Source organism: Rhodovulum adriaticum, from assembly GCF_004345735.1.
GTDB lineage: Bacteria > Pseudomonadota > Alphaproteobacteria > Rhodobacterales > Rhodobacteraceae > Rhodovulum > Rhodovulum adriaticum.
In genome coordinates this window covers 419,556-436,915 of sequence record NZ_SLXL01000002.1, presented here as the reverse complement: position 1 = coordinate 436,915, position 17,360 = coordinate 419,556, and the positions used below count along the sequence as shown (strand labels likewise).

Annotated in this window: 26 protein-coding genes, 1 tRNA gene and 1 other RNA gene; 14 read left to right on the top strand and 14 right to left on the bottom strand. The window is 66.9% G+C overall.

Annotated features, from left to right (window positions below):
- Positions 1–13: 13 nt before the first annotated feature.
- Entirely contained in the window at positions 14–274 is a 261-nt protein-coding gene (locus EV656_RS05570) for a DUF6455 family protein (protein WP_200276684.1), read from the bottom strand.
- Positions 275–279: 5 nt separating this feature from the next.
- A complete protein-coding gene (locus EV656_RS05565) occupies positions 280–549 on the bottom strand; it encodes a DUF6455 family protein (RefSeq protein WP_132600560.1) in 270 nt (89 codons plus the stop codon).
- A gap of 122 nt (positions 550–671) precedes the next feature.
- Between EV656_RS05565 and EV656_RS05560 the strand changes: the two genes are divergently transcribed.
- Positions 672–1,061 (top strand): thiol-disulfide oxidoreductase DCC family protein, encoded by a 390-nt coding sequence (locus tag EV656_RS05560; RefSeq protein WP_132600557.1) that lies wholly within the window; start codon positions 672–674, stop codon positions 1,059–1,061.
- A gap of 9 nt (positions 1,062–1,070) precedes the next feature.
- On the top strand, positions 1,071–1,310 hold the full coding sequence (locus tag EV656_RS05555; protein WP_132600554.1) for a hypothetical protein: 240 nt from the start codon (positions 1,071–1,073) through the stop codon (positions 1,308–1,310).
- 480 nt (positions 1,311–1,790) lie between these two features.
- On the opposite strand, the gene EV656_RS05550 is transcribed toward EV656_RS05555, so the two are convergent.
- Positions 1,791–2,042 carry a DUF167 domain-containing protein gene (locus tag EV656_RS05550; protein WP_132600551.1) on the bottom strand — a complete coding sequence of 84 codons (252 nt, stop codon included), beginning with the start codon at positions 2,040–2,042 and terminating at the stop codon, positions 1,791–1,793.
- 94 nt (positions 2,043–2,136) lie between these two features.
- Between EV656_RS05550 and EV656_RS05545 the strand changes: the two genes are divergently transcribed.
- Both EV656_RS05545 and EV656_RS05540 read left to right on the top strand, forming a co-directional pair.
- Positions 2,137–2,715, top strand: coding sequence for a nitroreductase family protein (locus EV656_RS05545; protein ID WP_132600941.1), 579 nt, complete (start codon positions 2,137–2,139; stop codon positions 2,713–2,715).
- Positions 2,712–3,416, top strand: coding sequence for an EI24 domain-containing protein (locus EV656_RS05540; RefSeq protein ID WP_132600548.1), 705 nt, complete (start codon positions 2,712–2,714; stop codon positions 3,414–3,416). The genes EV656_RS05545 and EV656_RS05540 overlap by 4 nt, the downstream gene beginning before the upstream one ends.
- 13 nt (positions 3,417–3,429) lie before the next feature.
- Here the strand turns inward: EV656_RS05540 and mce are convergent, their stop codons facing one another.
- From mce to ssrS, 3 genes are all read right to left on the bottom strand, one after another.
- Entirely contained in the window at positions 3,430–3,834 is a 405-nt protein-coding gene (gene mce / locus EV656_RS05535; protein WP_132600545.1) for a methylmalonyl-CoA epimerase, read from the bottom strand.
- A 62-nt stretch (positions 3,835–3,896) separates the two neighbouring features.
- Entirely contained in the window at positions 3,897–4,613 is a 717-nt protein-coding gene (locus EV656_RS05530) for a GNAT family N-acetyltransferase (protein ID WP_132600542.1), read from the bottom strand.
- A 95-nt stretch (positions 4,614–4,708) separates the two neighbouring features.
- A non-coding RNA gene (ssrS, locus tag EV656_RS05525) (6S RNA) lies at positions 4,709–4,865 on the bottom strand.
- 76 nt (positions 4,866–4,941) lie between these two features.
- Here ssrS and EV656_RS05520 point away from each other — a divergent pair.
- The gene (locus EV656_RS05520; RefSeq protein WP_132600539.1) at positions 4,942–5,391 is read left to right on the top strand and encodes an MmcB family DNA repair protein; all 450 of its coding nucleotides are present in this window, start codon (positions 4,942–4,944) and stop codon (positions 5,389–5,391) included.
- Here EV656_RS05520 and EV656_RS05515 read toward each other — a convergent pair.
- A complete protein-coding gene (locus tag EV656_RS05515; protein WP_132600536.1) occupies positions 5,375–5,599 on the bottom strand; it encodes a DUF6324 family protein in 225 nt (74 codons plus the stop codon). The two genes, EV656_RS05520 and EV656_RS05515, sit on opposite strands and share 17 nt — an antisense overlap.
- Positions 5,600–5,717: 118 nt before the next feature.
- On the opposite strand from EV656_RS05515, the gene EV656_RS05510 reads away from it, so the two are divergent.
- Together EV656_RS05510 and EV656_RS05505 are read left to right on the top strand one after the other, a co-directional pair.
- Positions 5,718–5,794, top strand: a tRNA-His gene (locus EV656_RS05510).
- Positions 5,795–5,871: 77 nt separating this feature from the next.
- The gene (locus EV656_RS05505) at positions 5,872–6,483 is read left to right on the top strand and encodes a CDP-alcohol phosphatidyltransferase family protein (RefSeq protein WP_132600533.1); all 612 of its coding nucleotides are present in this window, start codon (positions 5,872–5,874) and stop codon (positions 6,481–6,483) included.
- A 6-nt stretch (positions 6,484–6,489) separates the two neighbouring features.
- Here EV656_RS05505 and EV656_RS05500 read toward each other — a convergent pair whose 3' ends face one another.
- A complete protein-coding gene (locus EV656_RS05500) occupies positions 6,490–6,795 on the bottom strand; it encodes a DUF6476 family protein (protein ID WP_132600938.1) in 306 nt (101 codons plus the stop codon).
- Between EV656_RS05500 and EV656_RS05495 the strand changes: the two genes are divergently transcribed.
- The 4 genes from EV656_RS05495 to EV656_RS05480 all read left to right on the top strand — a co-directional run bounded on the left by EV656_RS05495 (position 6,794) and on the right by EV656_RS05480 (position 10,030).
- Positions 6,794–7,822 carry an RluA family pseudouridine synthase gene (locus EV656_RS05495; RefSeq protein WP_132600530.1) on the top strand — a complete coding sequence of 343 codons (1,029 nt, stop codon included), beginning with the start codon at positions 6,794–6,796 and terminating at the stop codon, positions 7,820–7,822. The genes EV656_RS05500 and EV656_RS05495 overlap by 2 nt on opposite strands.
- Positions 7,823–7,978: 156 nt before the next feature.
- Positions 7,979–8,878: an RNA polymerase sigma factor RpoH gene (gene rpoH, locus EV656_RS05490; RefSeq protein ID WP_132600527.1), complete on the top strand. Its 900-nt coding sequence runs from the start codon at positions 7,979–7,981 to the stop codon at positions 8,876–8,878.
- Positions 8,879–9,099: 221 nt separating this feature from the next.
- Entirely contained in the window at positions 9,100–9,378 is a 279-nt protein-coding gene (locus EV656_RS05485) for a DUF4389 domain-containing protein (protein ID WP_165918941.1), read from the top strand.
- A gap of 43 nt (positions 9,379–9,421) precedes the next feature.
- Positions 9,422–10,030, top strand: a complete 609-nt coding sequence (locus EV656_RS05480) for a hypothetical protein (protein ID WP_132600521.1) — start codon at positions 9,422–9,424, stop codon at positions 10,028–10,030.
- Between the two features lies 1 nt (position 10,031).
- Here EV656_RS05480 and EV656_RS05475 read toward each other — a convergent pair whose 3' ends face one another.
- Positions 10,032–10,448 carry a hypothetical protein gene (locus tag EV656_RS05475; RefSeq protein WP_132600518.1) on the bottom strand — a complete coding sequence of 139 codons (417 nt, stop codon included), beginning with the start codon at positions 10,446–10,448 and terminating at the stop codon, positions 10,032–10,034.
- A 14-nt stretch (positions 10,449–10,462) separates the two neighbouring features.
- Positions 10,463–11,665: a pyridoxal phosphate-dependent aminotransferase gene (locus EV656_RS05470; RefSeq protein WP_132600515.1), complete on the bottom strand. Its 1,203-nt coding sequence runs from the start codon at positions 11,663–11,665 to the stop codon at positions 10,463–10,465.
- Positions 11,666–11,753: 88 nt separating this feature from the next.
- Here EV656_RS05470 and EV656_RS05465 point away from each other — a divergent pair, with 88 nt between their 5' ends.
- From EV656_RS05465 to EV656_RS05455, 3 genes are all read left to right on the top strand, one after another.
- Entirely contained in the window at positions 11,754–12,158 is a 405-nt protein-coding gene (locus tag EV656_RS05465; RefSeq protein ID WP_132600512.1) for a helix-turn-helix domain-containing protein, read from the top strand.
- 2 nt (positions 12,159–12,160) lie between these two features.
- Positions 12,161–12,421, top strand: a complete 261-nt coding sequence (locus EV656_RS05460; protein ID WP_132600509.1) for an FAD assembly factor SdhE — start codon at positions 12,161–12,163, stop codon at positions 12,419–12,421.
- A gap of 75 nt (positions 12,422–12,496) precedes the next feature.
- Positions 12,497–12,994 carry a MarR family winged helix-turn-helix transcriptional regulator gene (locus EV656_RS05455; RefSeq protein WP_132600506.1) on the top strand — a complete coding sequence of 166 codons (498 nt, stop codon included), beginning with the start codon at positions 12,497–12,499 and terminating at the stop codon, positions 12,992–12,994.
- Positions 12,995–13,286: 292 nt separating this feature from the next.
- On the opposite strand, the gene EV656_RS05450 is transcribed toward EV656_RS05455, so the two are convergent.
- From EV656_RS05450 to EV656_RS05435, 4 genes are all read right to left on the bottom strand, one after another.
- Positions 13,287–14,285 carry a GGDEF domain-containing protein gene (locus EV656_RS05450; protein WP_165918940.1) on the bottom strand — a complete coding sequence of 333 codons (999 nt, stop codon included), beginning with the start codon at positions 14,283–14,285 and terminating at the stop codon, positions 13,287–13,289.
- Positions 14,286–14,287: 2 nt separating this feature from the next.
- The gene (locus tag EV656_RS05445) at positions 14,288–14,878 is read right to left on the bottom strand and encodes a heme NO-binding domain-containing protein (protein ID WP_132600500.1); all 591 of its coding nucleotides are present in this window, start codon (positions 14,876–14,878) and stop codon (positions 14,288–14,290) included.
- 68 nt (positions 14,879–14,946) lie between these two features.
- Positions 14,947–16,725, bottom strand: a complete 1,779-nt coding sequence (locus tag EV656_RS05440; protein WP_132600497.1) for a DUF4153 domain-containing protein — start codon at positions 16,723–16,725, stop codon at positions 14,947–14,949.
- A 23-nt stretch (positions 16,726–16,748) separates the two neighbouring features.
- Positions 16,749–17,357: an inner membrane-spanning protein YciB gene (locus tag EV656_RS05435; RefSeq protein WP_132600494.1), complete on the bottom strand. Its 609-nt coding sequence runs from the start codon at positions 17,355–17,357 to the stop codon at positions 16,749–16,751.
- Positions 17,358–17,360 lie beyond the last annotated feature (3 nt).

Below are 17,360 nucleotides of genomic sequence, written 5' to 3'. Positions count from 1 at the left end.
GGGACCGGTCGGTTCAGGCCGGTTCCCGCAGCGCCTCCAGCGTGGGTTTGATGGCGCACCAATCCGGTAATGTGTCGGCCTGGGCGGTCTGCTGGCCCATCCAGGCCATGCAGCTTTCGGCGCGGTCGCAATGGCAACAGGCGGCGACCAGTTCGGCATACGCGCCCCGTGCCATGCGGCCGTCCTTCAGCGCGTCGTTGACGTTCACGCCAAGGGTGCGCGCCATGCCCTGCGTCAGCCAGAAATGCTTGGAAAGTTTGCCGTGATCTTCCATGACACTCAGGCAGAAACCAGCCGGGTACGCATCGCCTCCAGCAGGTCCTTGTTGCGGCAATAGCCGGGGGTTTCCTTGGCCCCGTCGCGGTTGTCGGTCAGCCAGCCCTTGCACTGGGCGGGATCGGTGCAGCCCATGCAGCGGTTGACCGTGGCCGACATGTCCTCGGGGGTCCAGCGGCCGGCCATCGTTTCCTCGGCCAGATCAACCCCCAGGGTTTCGGCCATCGCCTCGACCAGGCGGGTATGCTCGTCATAGCGTTTCGCACCGGACATCGGCGGTCTCCCGTTGGTTGTGGTCGGGGCTAAGGTGCCCCGAAAGGCAGGCGGGTGCCTTGATGCGTGTCAAATCGGGGCGATCCCTGTCCGAACGCGCCCCGGGCACTATTTCAAGGAGTATGAACCAGACCGAAGTGATCTATAACGCAGAGTGCCCCATCTGTTCGCGCGAGGTTGGCGCCTACCGCCGCCATGCGCAGGCGCGGGGGCTGCCGATCCGGTTTTCGCCGCTGGACGGGGCGAATCTGGCCCGCTGGGGTCTGAGCGCCGAGGACGCCGCGCGCCGGTTTCATGTCGTGCAGGACGGGCGGCTGATTTCGGGCGTGCCGGCCTTTGCCGCGCTGTGGTCCGCGATGCCGCGCTATCGCTGGCTGGCCTGGCTGGTGACGCGTCCCGGCCTGCGCGGCGTGGCGGGGTGGGGCTATGACCGTCTGGCCGCGCCGCTGCTTTACGCGATGCATCGCCGCCGGCAGGCGCGCGCGCTTCACAAGCGGGCCGCGGGCGGCTAGCCTGTTCCCATGTTCACGATCGAGCACGAATTCGACGCCACGATCATCACCCTTGTGGATGAGGGGCCGACCCATTTGCAGGAGGACGTGACCGTCACGGCCTTTGAGGATTGCGTGACGGTCGAGCAACTGGACCCACGGACCGACCGGGTGCAGAAGGTGACCCTGTCGCTGGCGCAATTGCACGAACTGGCCGCGGCGCTGGACCTGCCCGAAGGCGTCTACCGAATCCGCCCCCCCATCGACTGAGCGATGGGGCCGCAGATACCCGCACGCAATCGGCGCAACGCTGTGTGGTGGATAGCCCCCACGCCGAAGCGCATCCGCACCCCGGCCATGCCAGGAACGGATGCACCCCGAGCGTACTGGTTACCGACATGGGGCGGGACTGGCCCCTCACGCGTGATCGGTGAAAAACCTTCCGATCATTTTCCATACTAGGGGCGGAACCATGTCCCGAGTTTGTGGGAAGAATGGGAAAATTATGGTCTTTGAGTGAAAGGGCGCCCCTTGGCCGGGCCGCGGCTGCGGGGGATATGGCGGGGATTGTCCATGGGGCAGGCGATTCGACCTGTCCATTGGGGCAGGTTTCGGGTGGGGGTGTTGCGGTTCTGTCCAGCGAACATGAACAATCCGTTTCGCCCAACGGTGCCACAATTCGGATGATCGTGCGAACGGGGCGCAACTGTGGGGCGGTTTGCCACGCTGCGGCCTGTGGTAACGGGTGGCCTACCCGCTGACGCGAAAGACCTTGTCCCGTGCCGTCTGCCCGCGGACCAGATCCAGCCGTGATTTCGGCACGCCCACGGCCTTGGCCAGCAGCTTGACCACCGCCGCCGTGGCCTTGCCGCCCTCGGGGACGGTGGTGACGTAAACGCGGATCTGGCCATCCTCGAACGTCACGCGGTTGCGCGAGGCCTTGGGCGTGACGCGCACCGCGATTTCGGTGCCGGGCGCGGACAGGTGCGAAAGATCGGTCATGGCACAGGTGCTGTGCGATCCGTGGCAGCGGGTCAAGGGTTGAACCCCGCGACCCATGGCCCAAGATCGAACCCAAAGGAGGTGCCCCTTGCCCATGCCCATACATCGCCCCGCCGTTCTGGAATTCCTGCACACCCGCCGGTCCTGCCCGTTGCGCACCCTTGCCGCACCGGCGCCGGATCGCGCGGCGCTGCGCGAGATGCTGACCGCCGCTGCCCGCAGCCCCGATCACGGCAAGCTGGAGCCCTGGCGCTTTGTCGTGCTGGAACGGGGCGCGCTGGACCGGCTGGCCGACCTGGTGCGCCTGCGCGGGCCGGCCCTGGGCAAGGATGCCGCCACCATCGACAAGGCCGCCAACGCCTATCTCGGCAGCCCGCTGGCGGTGGCGGTGATCGCCTCGTCCAAACCGTCGGAAAAAGTGCCCGAGATCGAGCAGATCTATTCCGCGGGCGCGGTCTGCCTGGCGCTGGTAAACGCGGTGCTGGCCTCTGGCTGGGGCGCGGCGTGGATGTCGGGCTGGGCCTCGCACGATCGGGATTTCGTGGAACAGGGGCTGGGCGTGGCCCCGCATGAACAGGTCGCGGGCATCGTGCATATCGGCACCGCCACCGCCGCCCCGCCCGAACGCCCGCGCCCCGACATCGATGCCATCACCGAGTGGAGGGCGGAATGATCCTGTCAGCCTTTCTGAAGACGCTGGGCCAGATCGGCGACCGGGCCTTTCGCCGGGTTCTGTTGCTGGGCCTGGGGTTGACCGTGCTGTTGCTGGCCGTGGTTTATGCGCTGGTGTTTTTCCTGGTCGGCTGGATGTTGCCCGACACGCTGAGCCTGCCGTGGATCGGCGCGGTCAACTGGGTGGACGAGTTGCTGTCCGGCGCCTCGCTGCTGTTGATGCTGGTGCTGTCGGTGTTCCTGATGGTGCCGGTTGCCTCGGCCTTTATCGGGGTGTTTCTGGATGATGTGGCCGCAGCGGTGGAACGGCGCCACTATCCGCATTTGCCCGAGGCCCCGCGCATCCCCGTACTGGACCAGATCCGCGATGCGGTGGGCTTCTTCGGCGTGGTGGTGGCGGTGAACCTGGCCGCGCTGGTGCTGTATTTCCTGGTCGGCCCGCTTGCACCGCTGCTGTTCTGGACGGTCAACGGCTATCTGCTGGGGCGGGAATATTTCCAGATGGCCGCGATGCGGCGGCTGGGGCGCAAGGGCGCGGTCGCCCTGCGCAAGCGGCACGGGCTGACGGTTTTCGCGGCGGGCCTGCTGATGGCGGTGCCGTTGTCGCTGCCGCTGGTGAACCTGGTGATTCCGATCCTGGGGGCGGCGGTGTTCACGCACCTGTACCACGGGCTGGCCGCGCGCGAGGGGGCGGCGCCGTAGCGCCGCGCCATGCTCAGACCTGTTCCAGCTCGACCAGGCAGCCGTTGAAATCCTTGGGGTGCAGGAACAGCACCGGCTTGCCATGGGCGCCGATCTTGGGTTCGCCATTGCCCAGCACGCGCGCGCCTTCGGCCTTCAGCTTGTCGCGGGCGGCCAGGATATCGTCCACCTCGTAGCAGATGTGGTGGATGCCGCCTGCGGGGTTCTTGTCCAGAAAGCCCTTGATCGGGCTTTCGTCACCCAGCGGATACAGCAGTTCGATCTTGGTATTGGGCAGTTCGATAAAGACGACGGTCACGCCGTGCTCGGGTTCGTCCTGCGGCGCGCCGACCTTGGCGCCCAGCGTGTTGGCATATTGCGCCGCGGCGGCGGTCAGGTCCGGAACGGCGATGGCGACATGGTTCAGGCGGCCGATCATGGCAGTCTCCCTTGGCAATGCGTTGCGCGGTTATCGGCCCTGCCGCGCCGCGACGCAAGCCCTCAGCCCAGGGCCGGATCGCTGGCCACGCGGATCGGTGCGGTCAGATCGCCCAGCCGTGCGATCTGGCGTCCCTGGTCATCGAAATTCGACGGGCTCAGCCAGCGGTCATGGGCGGCCTGCAGCGCGGGCCATTCCGCATCGATGGCGGCGAACCATGCGGTATCGCGGTTGCGCCCCTTGACCACCGCCTGTTGGCGAAAGACACCCTCATAGCTGAAGCCCAGCCGTTGGGCCGCCCGGCGCGAGGCCAGGTTCAGCGCGTTGCATTTCCATTCCACCCGGCGATAGCCCGCCTGAAAGGCGCGGGCGATCAGCAGGGTCACGGCCTCTGTCGCGATGCGGGTGCGTTGCAGCGCGGGAGAAAAGCAGACATGCCCGATTTCGATGCTGCCTGCCGCGGGTTGGATGCGCAGGTAGCTGAGAACCCCCAATGCGGCGCCGCCCTCGGCGGGGCAGATCGCGTAGAATTGCGGATCGCTGCCCGCCGTCGCCTGGGCGATCCAGTCGCGATGGGCGGCCGCGCTGCCGAAGGGGCCATAGGGCAGGTAGGTCCAGATGCTGTCGTCGGCGTGGCAGGCGCGGAACAGGTCGTCGCCGTGGCGCGCCGCTTGCAGCGGTTCCAGTCTGGTATAGCGGCCCTGTAGAACGTCATGCGGGGGGATGGGCGGCGCTGTCCAGCCCGGCACTGCGGGTCCGATCGGCAAAGAGGGCGGCATGGGCGGGCTCCTGCATTTCGGCCCGGTCTAGCCGCAAAGGCCCACGTTCTGAACCCGGAAAACACCGTCCAACAGTTGGGTGGGGGTGGAAAGCAGGCGGAACCACCGCGACCGTTGAGGCAACGAATTCCCGAGGACCTGTATCTACAGGTGGGCGCCAGGTAGCCGGGCCACGACCCGGTCAGAGCCAGCTCCCTCGGAATTGCTTAAGGCCACCGGAATTTGACCTCGTCACGGGAAGGGCAGAACCGCCTGTTCGTTGACATAGGGCGCCGCCGGGGTGGCTGCAAGCCTTGCCATGTGTTCACGTATTGTTCATTCTGCGGCCATGTCCGATACGCCCCCGCTGACCCCTGGCCAGATGTTGGCCCGTGGAACCTGCCGCCACTTGCGCGATCTGGGCTTTGCTTGTGTCGAGGAACTGGTGCCCGCGCCGGGGCTGCGGGTGGACGTGATGGCCATGGGCCGCAAGGGCGAAATCTGGATTGTCGAATGCAAGTCGTGCCGGGCGGATTTCGCGTCCGACCGCAAGTGGCAGGGCTATCTGGACTGGTGCGACCGCTTTTTCTGGGCGGTGGATGCGGATTTTCCCAGCGATCTGCTGCCCGACGACACCGGCCTGATCCTGGCCGATGGATACGGTGCCGAACTGGTGCGCGAGGCGCCCGAGTCGCGGCTGGCCCCGGCCCGGCGCCGCGCCGTGCTACAGACCTTTGCCCGCCATGCGGCCCTGCGGTTGCAGGCGCTGCGCGATCCTGGGGTCAGCCCTTTGCCTTAGGCCCCTTGGCCGGTTTGCCACCCTCTGCCATGGTGCGGGCGCGGCTGGCGGCGGCGCGGATTTCCTCGGCGATCTCTTCGGCCTCTTCAGGGTCGAAATCCATCGGCAGTTCCAGGCCGTCGCCCTCGACATAGATTCGCACCATGCCCAGGCTGGTCGGCCCGATTTGCAGGTTGGCGGCAAAGTCGCTTTGCTTGTCGATACTCATCACTCGCCCCTTTGCGAAACGCAGGACGTGTCCCTACCGCGTTGCCAACAGGCTGGCAAGAGAGCGCCCCGAGGGGGCTTGCATTGCCTCTTCAGGGACGCTAAATGGCGCGGACCGGGCCGCCTTAGCTCAGTTGGTTAGAGCGCTGGATTGTGGATCCAGAGGTCCCCCGTTCAAGCCGGGGAGGCGGTACCACCTCTTCCTTTACAATCCGTGACTTGTGCCACGCACCGATTCGCGCCCAGATCGGGACGCGAAATGCGGGAGGTATCATGCTGGACGGATGGATGCGGCGCCTGATCGATCCGCCGCTGGACCGGCTGGGCCGGGCGCTGGCGGGTCGGGGCGTCACGGCGGATACGGTCACGCTGGCGGGGCTGGCACTGGGGCTGCTGGCGGCGGGGCTGATCGCGTTGGGGGAACCCGCGCTGGCGCTGATCCCGCTGCTGGGCAGCCGGCTGGCCGACGGGCTGGACGGGGCGGTGGCGCGGGCCACGGCGAAAACCGATTTCGGCGGTTTTCTGGATATCGTGTGCGATTTCCTGTTCTACGGGGCGATTCCGCTGGGATTCGTGCTGATGGACCCCGCAGCCAATGGCGCGGCGGGGGCGTTCCTGCTGGCCAGTTTTTATTTCAATGGGGCGACGTTTCTGGGCTTTGCCATCCTGGCAGAACGGCGGCGGATGGAAACGCGCGCACGGGGCCTGAAATCGCTGTATTTCACCGGCGGGCTGCTGGAAGGCACTGAAACCATCGCCTTTTTCGTGGCGCTTTGCGTCTGGCCGGGCTGGTTCGTGCCGTTGGCCTGGGCCTTTGGCATGTTGTGTTTCGTTACGGCCGTGTCGCGTATCCTGTTGGCGAAAAAGGTGTTTCCGCCGGAATAGGGCGCCTTAGCGGGTGATCTGAACGGTCTGGCGCAGGTCGCCGGTGGCGGCGTCATAGATCAGGATGCGGTCGTCGCCGGTCACCACGGCAAACCAGTTCGGCCCGCGGGTAAAGGCGGTGGCCTGCGTGCCCTCGGGCAGGGAGATCGTGTCGGGCAGGGGCAGTGTGCCGCCGCCGCCCGGCATGCGGATGACAAACAGCGCAACGATCACTAGAAACCCGCCAATCATCGTCACCATCAGCAGGGTGACGAGCGTTTTCAGCAGTTTCAGGTTCGGGGGCAGTTCCCCCGGTTCCGGGGTTTCATCCATGTCCATGCCGCGCCACCTTACCGTTGTCATCGGGCCGAACCCGCCCCCCCGCCTTGATAAGGCGCTGGCCCGCGATGTGCCAGAGCAAGCGGGCCTGACCCGGTCGCGCCTGGCCAAGCTGATTGCCGAGGGGGGCGTCAGCCGCGACGGTGTGCCCCTGACCGAGGCGCGCGCCAAGGTCGCCGAGGGCGACACGATCGAGATCGCGATTGCGGAACCGGCCCAGATCGCCACCCGCCCCGAGGCCATCGCGCTGACCGTCGTCCATGAGGATGCCCACCTGATCGTCGTGGACAAGCCCGCGGGCATGGTCGTGCATCCTGCGCCGGGCAGCCCCTCGGGGACGCTGGTCAACGCGCTGTTGGCCCATTGCGGCGACAGCCTGTCGGGGATCGGCGGCGAACGACGCCCTGGCATCGTGCACCGGATCGACAAGGATACCAGCGGCCTGCTGGTGGTGGCCAAGACCGACAAGGCCCATGCCGGGCTGGCCGCGCAATTCGCCGCCCACAGCGTGGACCGGCGGTACCGGGCGCTGGTGGTCGGCCTGCCCGATGCGGGCGACCCGCGGTTGCGCGGGCTGGCGGGCGTCAGTGCCGAACCGGGCGGCGTGCTGCGCATCGCAACGCAGATCGGGCGGCACCGCACGGATCGCCAACGCCAGGCGGTGCTGCCCGGCGGTGGGCGCCACGCGGTCACGCGGATGCAGGTGGTCGAGCGATTCGGCACGCCCCCCGCCGCCGCGCTAGTGGAATGCTGGCTGGAAACCGGGCGCACCCACCAAATCCGCGTGCACATGGCCCATATCGGGCACGGGCTGATCGGGGACACGGTCTATGGCGGGCGGCGCAAGCTGTCGGCGCGGGCCGTGGGCGAGACCGCCGCCGAGGCCGCCGCGGCCTTTCCCCGGCAGGCGCTGCATGCGGCGACGCTGGGTTTCGTCCACCCCGAGACGGGCGAACATTGCCATTTCGCGGCGCCCCTGCCCGCCGACATGACCGGCCTGATCGCCACGTTACGCGGCTGAAACATCCGCGCAAAGCTGCGTGAGCGGGTGTTACATCCGAACGATTTCGACGGATTTCCGCCGCGTTTCCGTGCAAGGGTTATATCAGCGTCAACTTGAACTGCACGGTTCAGTTCCTAAGTTCACACACAAGACCGAGGGAGTAACAGGGACCACATGAGCACATATGCCAACCTTCCTGCCCCGTCCCCGGAGCAGGGCCTGAATCGCTATCTTCAGGAAATCCGCAAGTTTCCGCTGCTGGAACCGGAAGAGGAATACATGCTGGCCAAACGCTGGGTGGACCATCAGGACACCGAGGCGGCGCACCGCATGGTCACCTCGCACCTGCGGCTGGCGGCCAAGATCGCCATGGGTTATCGCGGCTACGGGCTGCCCCAGGCCGAGGTGATTTCCGAGGCCAATGTCGGCCTGATGCAGGCGGTAAAGCGGTTCGATCCCGAAAAAGGCTTTCGCCTGGCGACCTACGCGATGTGGTGGATTCGCGCCGCGATCCAGGAATATATCCTGCGGTCGTGGAGCTTGGTGAAGCTGGGCACCACCAGCGCCCAGAAAAAGCTGTTCTTCAACCTGCGCAAGGCCAAGGCGCGCATCGGCGCGCTGGAGGATGGCGACCTGCGCCCCGAGAATGTCCAGCAGATTGCCAACGATCTGAACGTGACCGAAGAAGAGGTCATCTCGATGAACCGTCGCTTGTCGGGGGGCGATGCCTCGCTGAACGCGATGGTCGGCGGGGCCGATTCGGACACCGCGACCGAGTGGCAGGACTGGCTGGAGGATGAGGACGCCGACCAGGCCGAGGCCTATGCCGAAAAGGATGAGCTGGAAAGCCGTCGCGCCCTGCTGGCCCAGGCGATGGATGTGCTGAACGATCGGGAAAAGGACATCCTGATCCAGCGTCGGCTGAAGGACCAGCCGGTCACGCTGGAAGAGTTGTCGGGCGTCTACGATGTCAGCCGCGAGCGGATTCGCCAGATCGAAGTGCGCGCCTTTGAAAAGCTGCAGAAGCGCATGACCGACCTGGCCCGTGAAAAGGGCATGGCGGCCGCGGTCTGAGCCGCGCGCCGCGCCTCTCTTGCGACCGGGGAACGGCGCAAGGGGGCCTATGACCGCCTTGTCATCAGCGCCCCGCTTGCCGGGGCGTTGCAGCAAAGGCCTGCCGCTGATCCCGGCACGGACCGGATGGGGGTTGCGATGGCCGACCCGCCGCGCCATTTCGAGGATATGATCGTCTTTTGATGCCGGGGCTGGCCCCCGGCCCAACCGTGGAGGTGCAGATGACAGACGGACCCGAAACGCCGGCGGTGCAGGCGGACAAGCGTGCGGTCTGGGTGCGCGGCGCGTGGATGGTGGTCTTGATGCTGCTGTTCTCGGTGGCGCAGGCGTTGCTGTGGCTGACGGCGATTTTGCAATTCGGCTGGCTGCTGTTCACGGGCAAACCCAACCCCAACATCACTGTATTCGGAACCCGGCTGGGCAACTGGCTGGCGATGACGGCGCGGTTTCAGGCCATGGAAAGCGAGGACAAGCCCTTCCCGTGGAGCGCGTGGGAATGAGGCTGGTCCGGCGGCGGATCTGCCCCCCTGACGGAGATACGGCATGAGTTGCGGCCCACGCGGTATCGTTCGCGTGCTGACCGTCGTCGCAACCCTGCTGCTGGCCGGGTGCGTTACCCCGCCAGAGACACCGGAACGCGCCCCGGATCAGGTTGCGGACCTGGCCGCTGCGCTGCGCGCCATGGGCCCTGGTGTCGACCAGCAAGAGGCCGCGCGCGCGGCGGAACTGGCCTATAGCCATACCGCCGTGCTGGCCGAGGAATACCAGATCACCGACCCGCCGCTGGTTCACAACGCCAAGGTCAACATGGGCCTGCGCCCGCGCGGATTGTGCTGGCACTGGGCCGAGGACATGGAAACCCGGCTGAAGCAGGAAGGGTTCGCCACCTTGCAGGTGCATCGGGCCATCGCCAATTCGGACAATCCGTTCCGCATCGATCATTCCACCGCGATCCTTTCCCGGCGCGGCGACCCGTTTGACAAGGGGATCGTTCTGGACCCGTGGCGCGAAGGCGGCCGGTTGTTCTGGGCGCCGGTGGCCGAGGATACCCGCTACAACTGGCGCGCGCGCAGGATCGTCATGGCCGAAAAGTGGGAGCGCCAGAGCGCGCAGGGCGTTTTGGCGACCTCGGGCGCAGCGGCCGCCCGCTAAGCTAGTCGCCCTCGCCCCGTTCGCGCATCAGGCGTTCTGCCTTCTTGCGAACCAATGTGCTGCGCAGGTCGTGCATCGCCAGCAGCAGCGCGTCGGTCACGATTTCCAGCTCTTCGTCAGTGGCGCGCGATTGTACCCATTGCGTGGTCAGGTTCAGGTGGTCGACCGCGCGCAGGATGTCGTCAATCTCGCGCTCTGCCAGTACCGCGCGGCGGTCGGCGATCCAATCCTCGATCACCGCGCGGTCCTCTGCGCTCAGCGTCCGATCGCCATGGGCCTTGATTTCGCCGTTGCGGATGTTGACCACGGCGATCTGGTCCATGTCGATCCGGCGCTGCCGGTTTTCCGTATCGATGCGAAAGACCAGCGCCCCGTTTTCGCGCACGCGGAAATAGTAGTCGGGCAGTTCGCTGGCCATGTTGCAGTCCCGGATCAGGTGAGGGCGGCGCAGAACTCCTGGATGCGGCGGCAGGCCTCTTTCAGGTTTTCGTCCGAGGTGGCGTAGCTGACGCGGAAGTTCGGCGACAGGCCGAAGGCTGCGCCAAACACCACGGCGACGCCCATCTCCTCCAGCAGGGCGGTGGCGAAGGCCTCGTCATCCTCGATCTTGACCCCGCCGTGCGAGGTCTTGCCGATGCAGCCCGCGATCGAGGGGTAGACGTAAAACGCCCCCTCGGGCACCGGGCAGGTGATGCCCTCGGCGGCATTCAGCAGGTCCACCACCATGTCGCGGCGCCGCTGGAAGGTGGCGTTGTTGACGGGGATGAAATCCTGCGGCCCGGTCAGCGCCTCAAGGGCCGCCCACTGCGCGATGGAGGACGGGTTCGAGGTCGATTGCGACTGGATCTTGCGCATCGCACCGATCAGTTCCTCGGGGCCGGCCGCATAGCCGATCCGCCAGCCGGTCATCGCATAGGCCTTGGACACGCCGTTGCAGGTCAGCGTGCGGTCGTAAAGGCCGGGTTCCACCTGCGCGGGGGTGGTGAACTCGAAATCGCCGTAGACCAGGTGTTCGTACATGTCGTCGGACATCACCCAGACATGGGGATGGCGCATCAGAACGTCGGTCAGTGCCTTCAGCTCGTCCCGGCTGTAACCCGCGCCCGTGGGGTTGGAGGGCGAGTTGAAGATGAACCACTTGGTTTTCGGCGTGATCGCGGCCTCCAGCGCCTCCGGCGTCAGCTTGAACCCGGTCTCGATCCCGGCCGCAACGAACACCGGCTCGCCGCCCGCCAGCAGCACCATATCGGGATAGCTGACCCAGTAGGGCGCGGGAATGATGACCTCGTCACCCGGGTTCAGCGTCGCCATCAGCGCGTTATACAGGATCTGTTTGCCGCCCGCGCCGACGCTGACCTGGGCGGGGGTATAGTCCAGCCCGTTGTCGCGCTTGAATTTGTCGCAAATCGCCTGCTTCAGCTCGGGCAGGCCATCCACGGCGGTATATTTCGTCTCGCCCCGGTCGATGGCGGCCTTGGCGGCCGCTTTCACGTTGTCGGGCGTGTCGAAATCGGGTTCGCCCGCGCCCAGGCCGATCACGTCCTTGCCGGCAGCGCGCAATTCCTTCGCCTTGGTGGTCACGGCGATCGTGGGCGAGGGTTTAACGCGCGCGAGTGTCGCAGACAGAAAGGACATGGTCGCCTCCGGTTTGAAAGTGAAGTTCCTTTCTCATAGGGTGCAGGCGATGGCCGTTGCAAGCGGCTTTGCCCCGAAGGTGCCCCAGATGAGCGATGAAACCGCAACCGGATCGGACTGGTATTCCGAGGATGCCGCCACCTTTGGCGACCGCGTGGCCGGTGCGCGCGAGGCATTGGGGCTGACGCGATCCGAACTGGCCAAGCGCCTGGGCGTCAAGCTGAAGACCGTGACCGCCTGGGAAGAGGACATGGCAGAGCCGCGCGCCAACAAGCTGCAGATGCTGGCGGGTGTGCTGAACGTGTCTATCATGTGGCTGCTGAACGGGCATGGCGACGGGCTGGACGGCCCGGATGAGGCGCACGCCCTGCCCGGCGACGTGCGCGCGATCCTGACCGAGATCCGCCAGGTCAAGACCGAGATGGGCCGCCTGTCCGTGCGCCTGGGCGTGCTGGAAAAGAAACTGCGCCAGACGCTGAAGGAGCATGGCTGAGAATGGGTGAAACGGTCGAGGATCGGCGCAAGCGGATGCATATCCGCGCCTGGCGCCGGGGCACCAAGGAAATGGACCTGATCCTGGGCGGCTATGCCGATGCCCATCTGGCCGACATGGACGCCGCGGCGCTGGACGCCTTCGAGGCGCTGTTGGCACAGGACGATCACGCGCTTTATGGCTGGATCACCGGGCAGGCCGCGCCGCCTGCGGAATTCGCGCCGCTTGTGGGTGTCCTGGCCCGCCGCCCCGCCGGGGCGTAAGTCCCGGCCTCTTAACCCCCTGTTCTTGATTCGGTCGCTACACCTGCCGTTGCACAGCGAACGGTGGAGCAAGACATGAGTATCCATTCCCCCCTTTCGGTGCAGGGGCAAGCGGGCGTCATGGACGACTATCTGGAGGTCCTGTCGCTGGTCGAGCGGCTGCACCGGCTGCTTCTCGATGTCATCAAGGACGAATTCGAACGGCTGGGCCTGTTGGAACTGAACGCGGTCCAGGCGCTGCTGTTGTTCAATGTCGGCGATCACGAGGTGACCGCCGGCGAATTGAAAAGCCGGGGCTACTACCAGGGCTCCAACGTGTCCTACAACCTGAAAAAGCTGGTGGAAAAGGGCTACATGCACCACCAGCGGTGCGAGATCGACCGCCGCGCCGTGCGGGTTCGCCTGACCCAGAAGGGGCGCACCGTGCGCGATCTGGTCGGCGCGCTGTTCGCCCGCCATGCCGAGGGGCTGGACAGCCGCGGCGTGATCGATCACGGCGGGCTGGTGGAAATCACCCACGCGCTGAAGCGGATGGAACGCTACTGGTCCGACCAGATCCGCTATATCTACTGAGGCGGCCGGGCGGGCGCGGGGCGCGCAGTCCCGGCGCCGCGCCTTGGCGGCCTGCGTCGTGGTCCGTGGGCAGGACCGTGGCCTGGGGCGGTGCGCGTTTTCACATCTATCGATGTGCTGGCCGTCTTGTCCGCTTCGGTTCACCGTCCGCGTTGCGTTCCGGGGTGTTCGCCATTGCCGTTTCGGGGCATCGGGCCACCGCGCCTGTTGGTGGACCGCGCCGTTTGTGCTGACCGTGTCGGGGGCGGCTTGCCCCCGGGGCCGCAGCGCCCGCGCGGATCGCAAGTAGGGGTCAGCCCGGCGCCGCGATGGTGACGCGGCCGCGCCCGGCGCGCTTGGACTCGTAAAGCGCCCGGTCGGCCTCGTGCAGCAGGCGTACAGGGTCGGTCGGGGCGGGGCCGGTCGAAAGCGCGACCCCGATACTGGCAGATATCCGGCAGGTCTGGCCGTTCACCTCGATCGGCTGCTCCAGCCGTTCGATCAGCCGTTGCCCGATGCGGTGCAGCACGCGCGGGTCTACGAGGTCGTCGAAAACCAGGACGAATTCGTCACCGCCGATCCGCCCGACCCCATCGCGGCGGCGGCACTGTCCGCGCAAGATCGCGGCCGCCTCTTGCAGCAGCGCATCGCCCGCCGCATGGCCATGGGTGTCGTTGATCGCCTTGAAATGATCCAGGTCCACCTGCATCACCGCGAAGGGGCGGCCGGATGCGGCCTGGCGGGTCAGCATCGCCTCCAACCCGCGGCGATTCGCGACATTCGTCAGCGTGTCGGTGGCCGCGCGCGCCTCGGCACTGGCGCGGGCGCCGTTCAGGCGGTTGGCCAGGCGCTTCAACTCGGTCGTGACGGCGGATTTGGCCTCGACCAGCCACAGCAGTTCCACCGCCAGGTCGGTCGCCGCGAAATCCTGCAAGGTCAGGTCGAAGCGGTTGACCGCCTCGACCAGCGACAGGCCGGGGGACAGGTTCAGGAACGCGCCGCTGCCCGCGGGCAGGGCCACGACCATACCCTTCAACGGCATGTCGGGCGCGGCGGTCAGGTTCAGCTTCAGGGGCGTGCCCTGCAGGCGCAGCATCAGGTCCAGCGTGGCGGCGCGGGCCGGATGGCGTAGCGCGATCACCCGTTCCAGCGGTTGGCCGCACAGCCCGTCGCCCGCCATGCGCGCCAGGGTTGGCCCCGCCCGCACGACCAGCCCGCTGGCCCCGATCCACAGATGCATCGGCATCAGCCGATCCAGGGCCGAACCCGACAGCCCGATCACGCGCCCTTGCCCGACGGGGGGACCGGCCATGTTCATGGCGCCGCCGCCCCCTTCAGTGAAAAGTCGCGCCCCCGGGCAAAGCGCATGTCCAGCAGTCGGATTCGGATCGCCGTCCGGGGCCCCTCGAGGCCGGTGATATCCAGCATGACAAGAACGCCGTAATCGTCGGCCATGGCGCGCAGGATACCCTGCAGGATGGGACAGAACCCGGCCCAGGCATCGCGGCAATGCAGGGTATAGCTTTGCCGGCCGTCCTCTGTCAGCGTCAGGTCGGGCAGGTCCAGGTCGGGCACGGCCAGCCGCGCCCGGTCGGGCAGGTGATCCAGGGAATACAGGAACTCCATGAAATTCGCCCCGCCAAAGCGCAGCAGCCGGCGCAGCGCCTCCATCGATGGGTCGGACACGAGGTAGGTTCCCAGATCCTCCAGGATCATCGCGCGTGGTGTGTGCAGATGCGCGCTGGCCGCGTCCAGCACGGCCTCTGTCAGCGCGTCGGGGTAGGTCAGCATCGCTTCGAACCCGCGAACGTCGACATCGGCGGCCCCGGCAATCGCCGCCCAGGCCTCGCGCCCGTGGGCATCGCGCAAAAAGTCCTGCAATGCGCGGTTGATCAGCCCGTGCATGGCCCCTCCGGTAGGTGTTGTTCATCCTGGGGGCAGATTAGCCGCCGGTTCCTAACGGATCGCAAATGTCAGCGGCCGAAGAACAACTGCCGTCCGGCGACATCGAGCGCGTTCAGGGGCATCGGGCGCAGCGTGTACGCCCCGGCGATCAGCGCATCGATGGCGGTGTCGGCCTCGCGGTAGAAATCCCCGCCCTGCAGATAGTCGGGGCTGCGCATGGCGAAACCGGCGCCGTTTTGGTTGCGGAAATAGGCGCGCACCAGGGGGGCACCGGCCGTGTTGTGCGCCACGATCAGAACTTCGTCGCCCGCGCGCGTGCCCGACAGGTCGGCCAGCACCGCCACGCAGCCCGGATTGCCCGCCGCCGTTCGATTGGCGCAGGCGCGGCTGATCTGCTGCAATTCCCACAGGCGCAGGCTGTCCAGCAGGCCGGGGGGCAGGGTGGCGCCCTTTGGGCGCACCGGCAGGCGCGTGGCCAGGTCGGCCTTCAGCGCTGCGGCATCGTCGGGACCGCTTTCCCGCTCAAACGCATAGCGGTTGGGGGCCTCGTCCAGGGCGGCCAGACGCCGGGCCATGGTCTCGGCCTCGGGGTGATCGCGCATCGCGGCCAGCCGTTCGGTGGCCGCCTGGCCCGGCCGGCCCCATTCCCGCGCCAGCGACCACAGGTCCAGCGCACCGGCGCTGGTCGTGCCGTCGCGATAGCGGGCCACCTGATCGGCGGCGGCTATGGCCTGTGGGTTCAGCAGCGGGGTCAGAAATGCCGCCGCCACGCCCATCGCCACCACGGCCATGGCGACATTGGCCCGCCGGATGCGCCCGGCCCACCCCCGGCCGCCCAGCACCGAGGCCGCGTAGGCCAGCCCGTATCCCAGCAGCACCGCGACGACGGCGGCCGCTGCGATCCGGTCCGGCGACAGCCCGTACTGGGCCACCCGTTGCCAAAGCGCCAGACCGGCCAGTGCCGCCAGCGCGGGCAGCAGCAGCGCCATCGCCCGGCACGCCCAGCACAGCGCACCGCCCGGCGTGCGGCGGCTGTCCTCGGCATCCAGCGTGACCGAGATCAGCGTTGCCGCCCCGATCGCCATGGCCGACAGGATCGCCGTGGCCGAGAAATCGCCAAAGAGGTTGGACAGCCCCTGGAACGGCAGCGCGGCCAGGAACACGGCCACCACCAACAGCACCACCGGCATCAGCAGCCGCAGCAGCCGCAGCACGAGGTAGGGCGAGACATAGTCCGACAGCTCGCCCACCACCGCCAGGGCGACACCCAGGGTCAGCCCGCTCAGCAGATAGGGGGCCTCTTGGCGTTCGATCAGCCATTCGATCACGCCGATACCGACCAGTTCCAGCAGGGCGTTGGACAGGAACAGCACCCCCCAGACCAGCCCGACGAACAGCCAGGCCGCGGCAAAGCGGACGACGATCATCCAGGACTGGATGAACAGGGTTTTATAATCGCCCCATCGCCCGCGCGGCCCCAGCCCGGCGATCAGGAAGGGCAGCGGCAGGAAGGCCAGCAACGCAAAGGCCGCCTGCGGATGCCCGGTATCCAGAAACCCGGCCACCGTATCGAAACGCAGGCTGGCCCAGCTCAGCAGTGCGGCCAGCGGCGCGGCCAGCAGGAACGCGGCGGCGGGCGCGCGGGGCAGGGGCAGGGGGCCGGTCAAGGCCAATGCGGCGGGGAAAAAGGCGGCGGCAAGCGCCGTCAGGAACAGGTAGTTGCGCGGCTGGTCCACCATTGCCTCGGGCAGCACCTCGACCAGCAGCCACATCGCCACCCCGGCCAGCAACCCGGTCAGCCCCAATGCGATGCGTCCCGTCAGGGTGGTGCGCGTCGTGTCGTCCATGGTGCCCCCCGCGCCCGTACGGCTCAGTTCTCGGCATCCTCTTCGATGCCATACCGCTTGAACAGCCCGCCTTGCGTCATGAAGAAGGCAAAGATCGCGATGGTCAGGCCGAAGGTCTTGAAATTGACCCACATGTCGGTGGACATCGTGCGCCAGATCACCTCGTTCAACACGGCCAGCCCGGCAAAGAACATCGTCAGCCGCCGGGTCAGGATCATCCAGCCCTCTTGTGCGAGGGGGACCATCTCTTCCATCACGTATTGCAGGTAGGACCGGCCCCGCATCAGCCCGATGCCCAGCACCCCGGCGAACAGCAGGTAGATCGCGGTCGGCTTCATCTTGAAGAAGCGGTCATCGTTCAGCCACACGGTCAGCCCGCCGAACAGAACGACCAGAACCGCCGTCACGATCTGCATTTTGGACACATGCCGCGTCAGCGCCCACAGGATGCCCGTGGTCAGCAGGATCAGCGGGACAAACCCGGCGGTGACCAGGATAAAGCCCTCATATTCCACCCCGCCGATGGTAAAGCTGTGGTCGCGCAGCTGCAGATAGGCGACGAAGAAGGCCGCGATCGGGCCCAGTTCCAGTACCGATTTCAGGATCGGGTTGATCTTGCGTTTCTCGGCCATGGT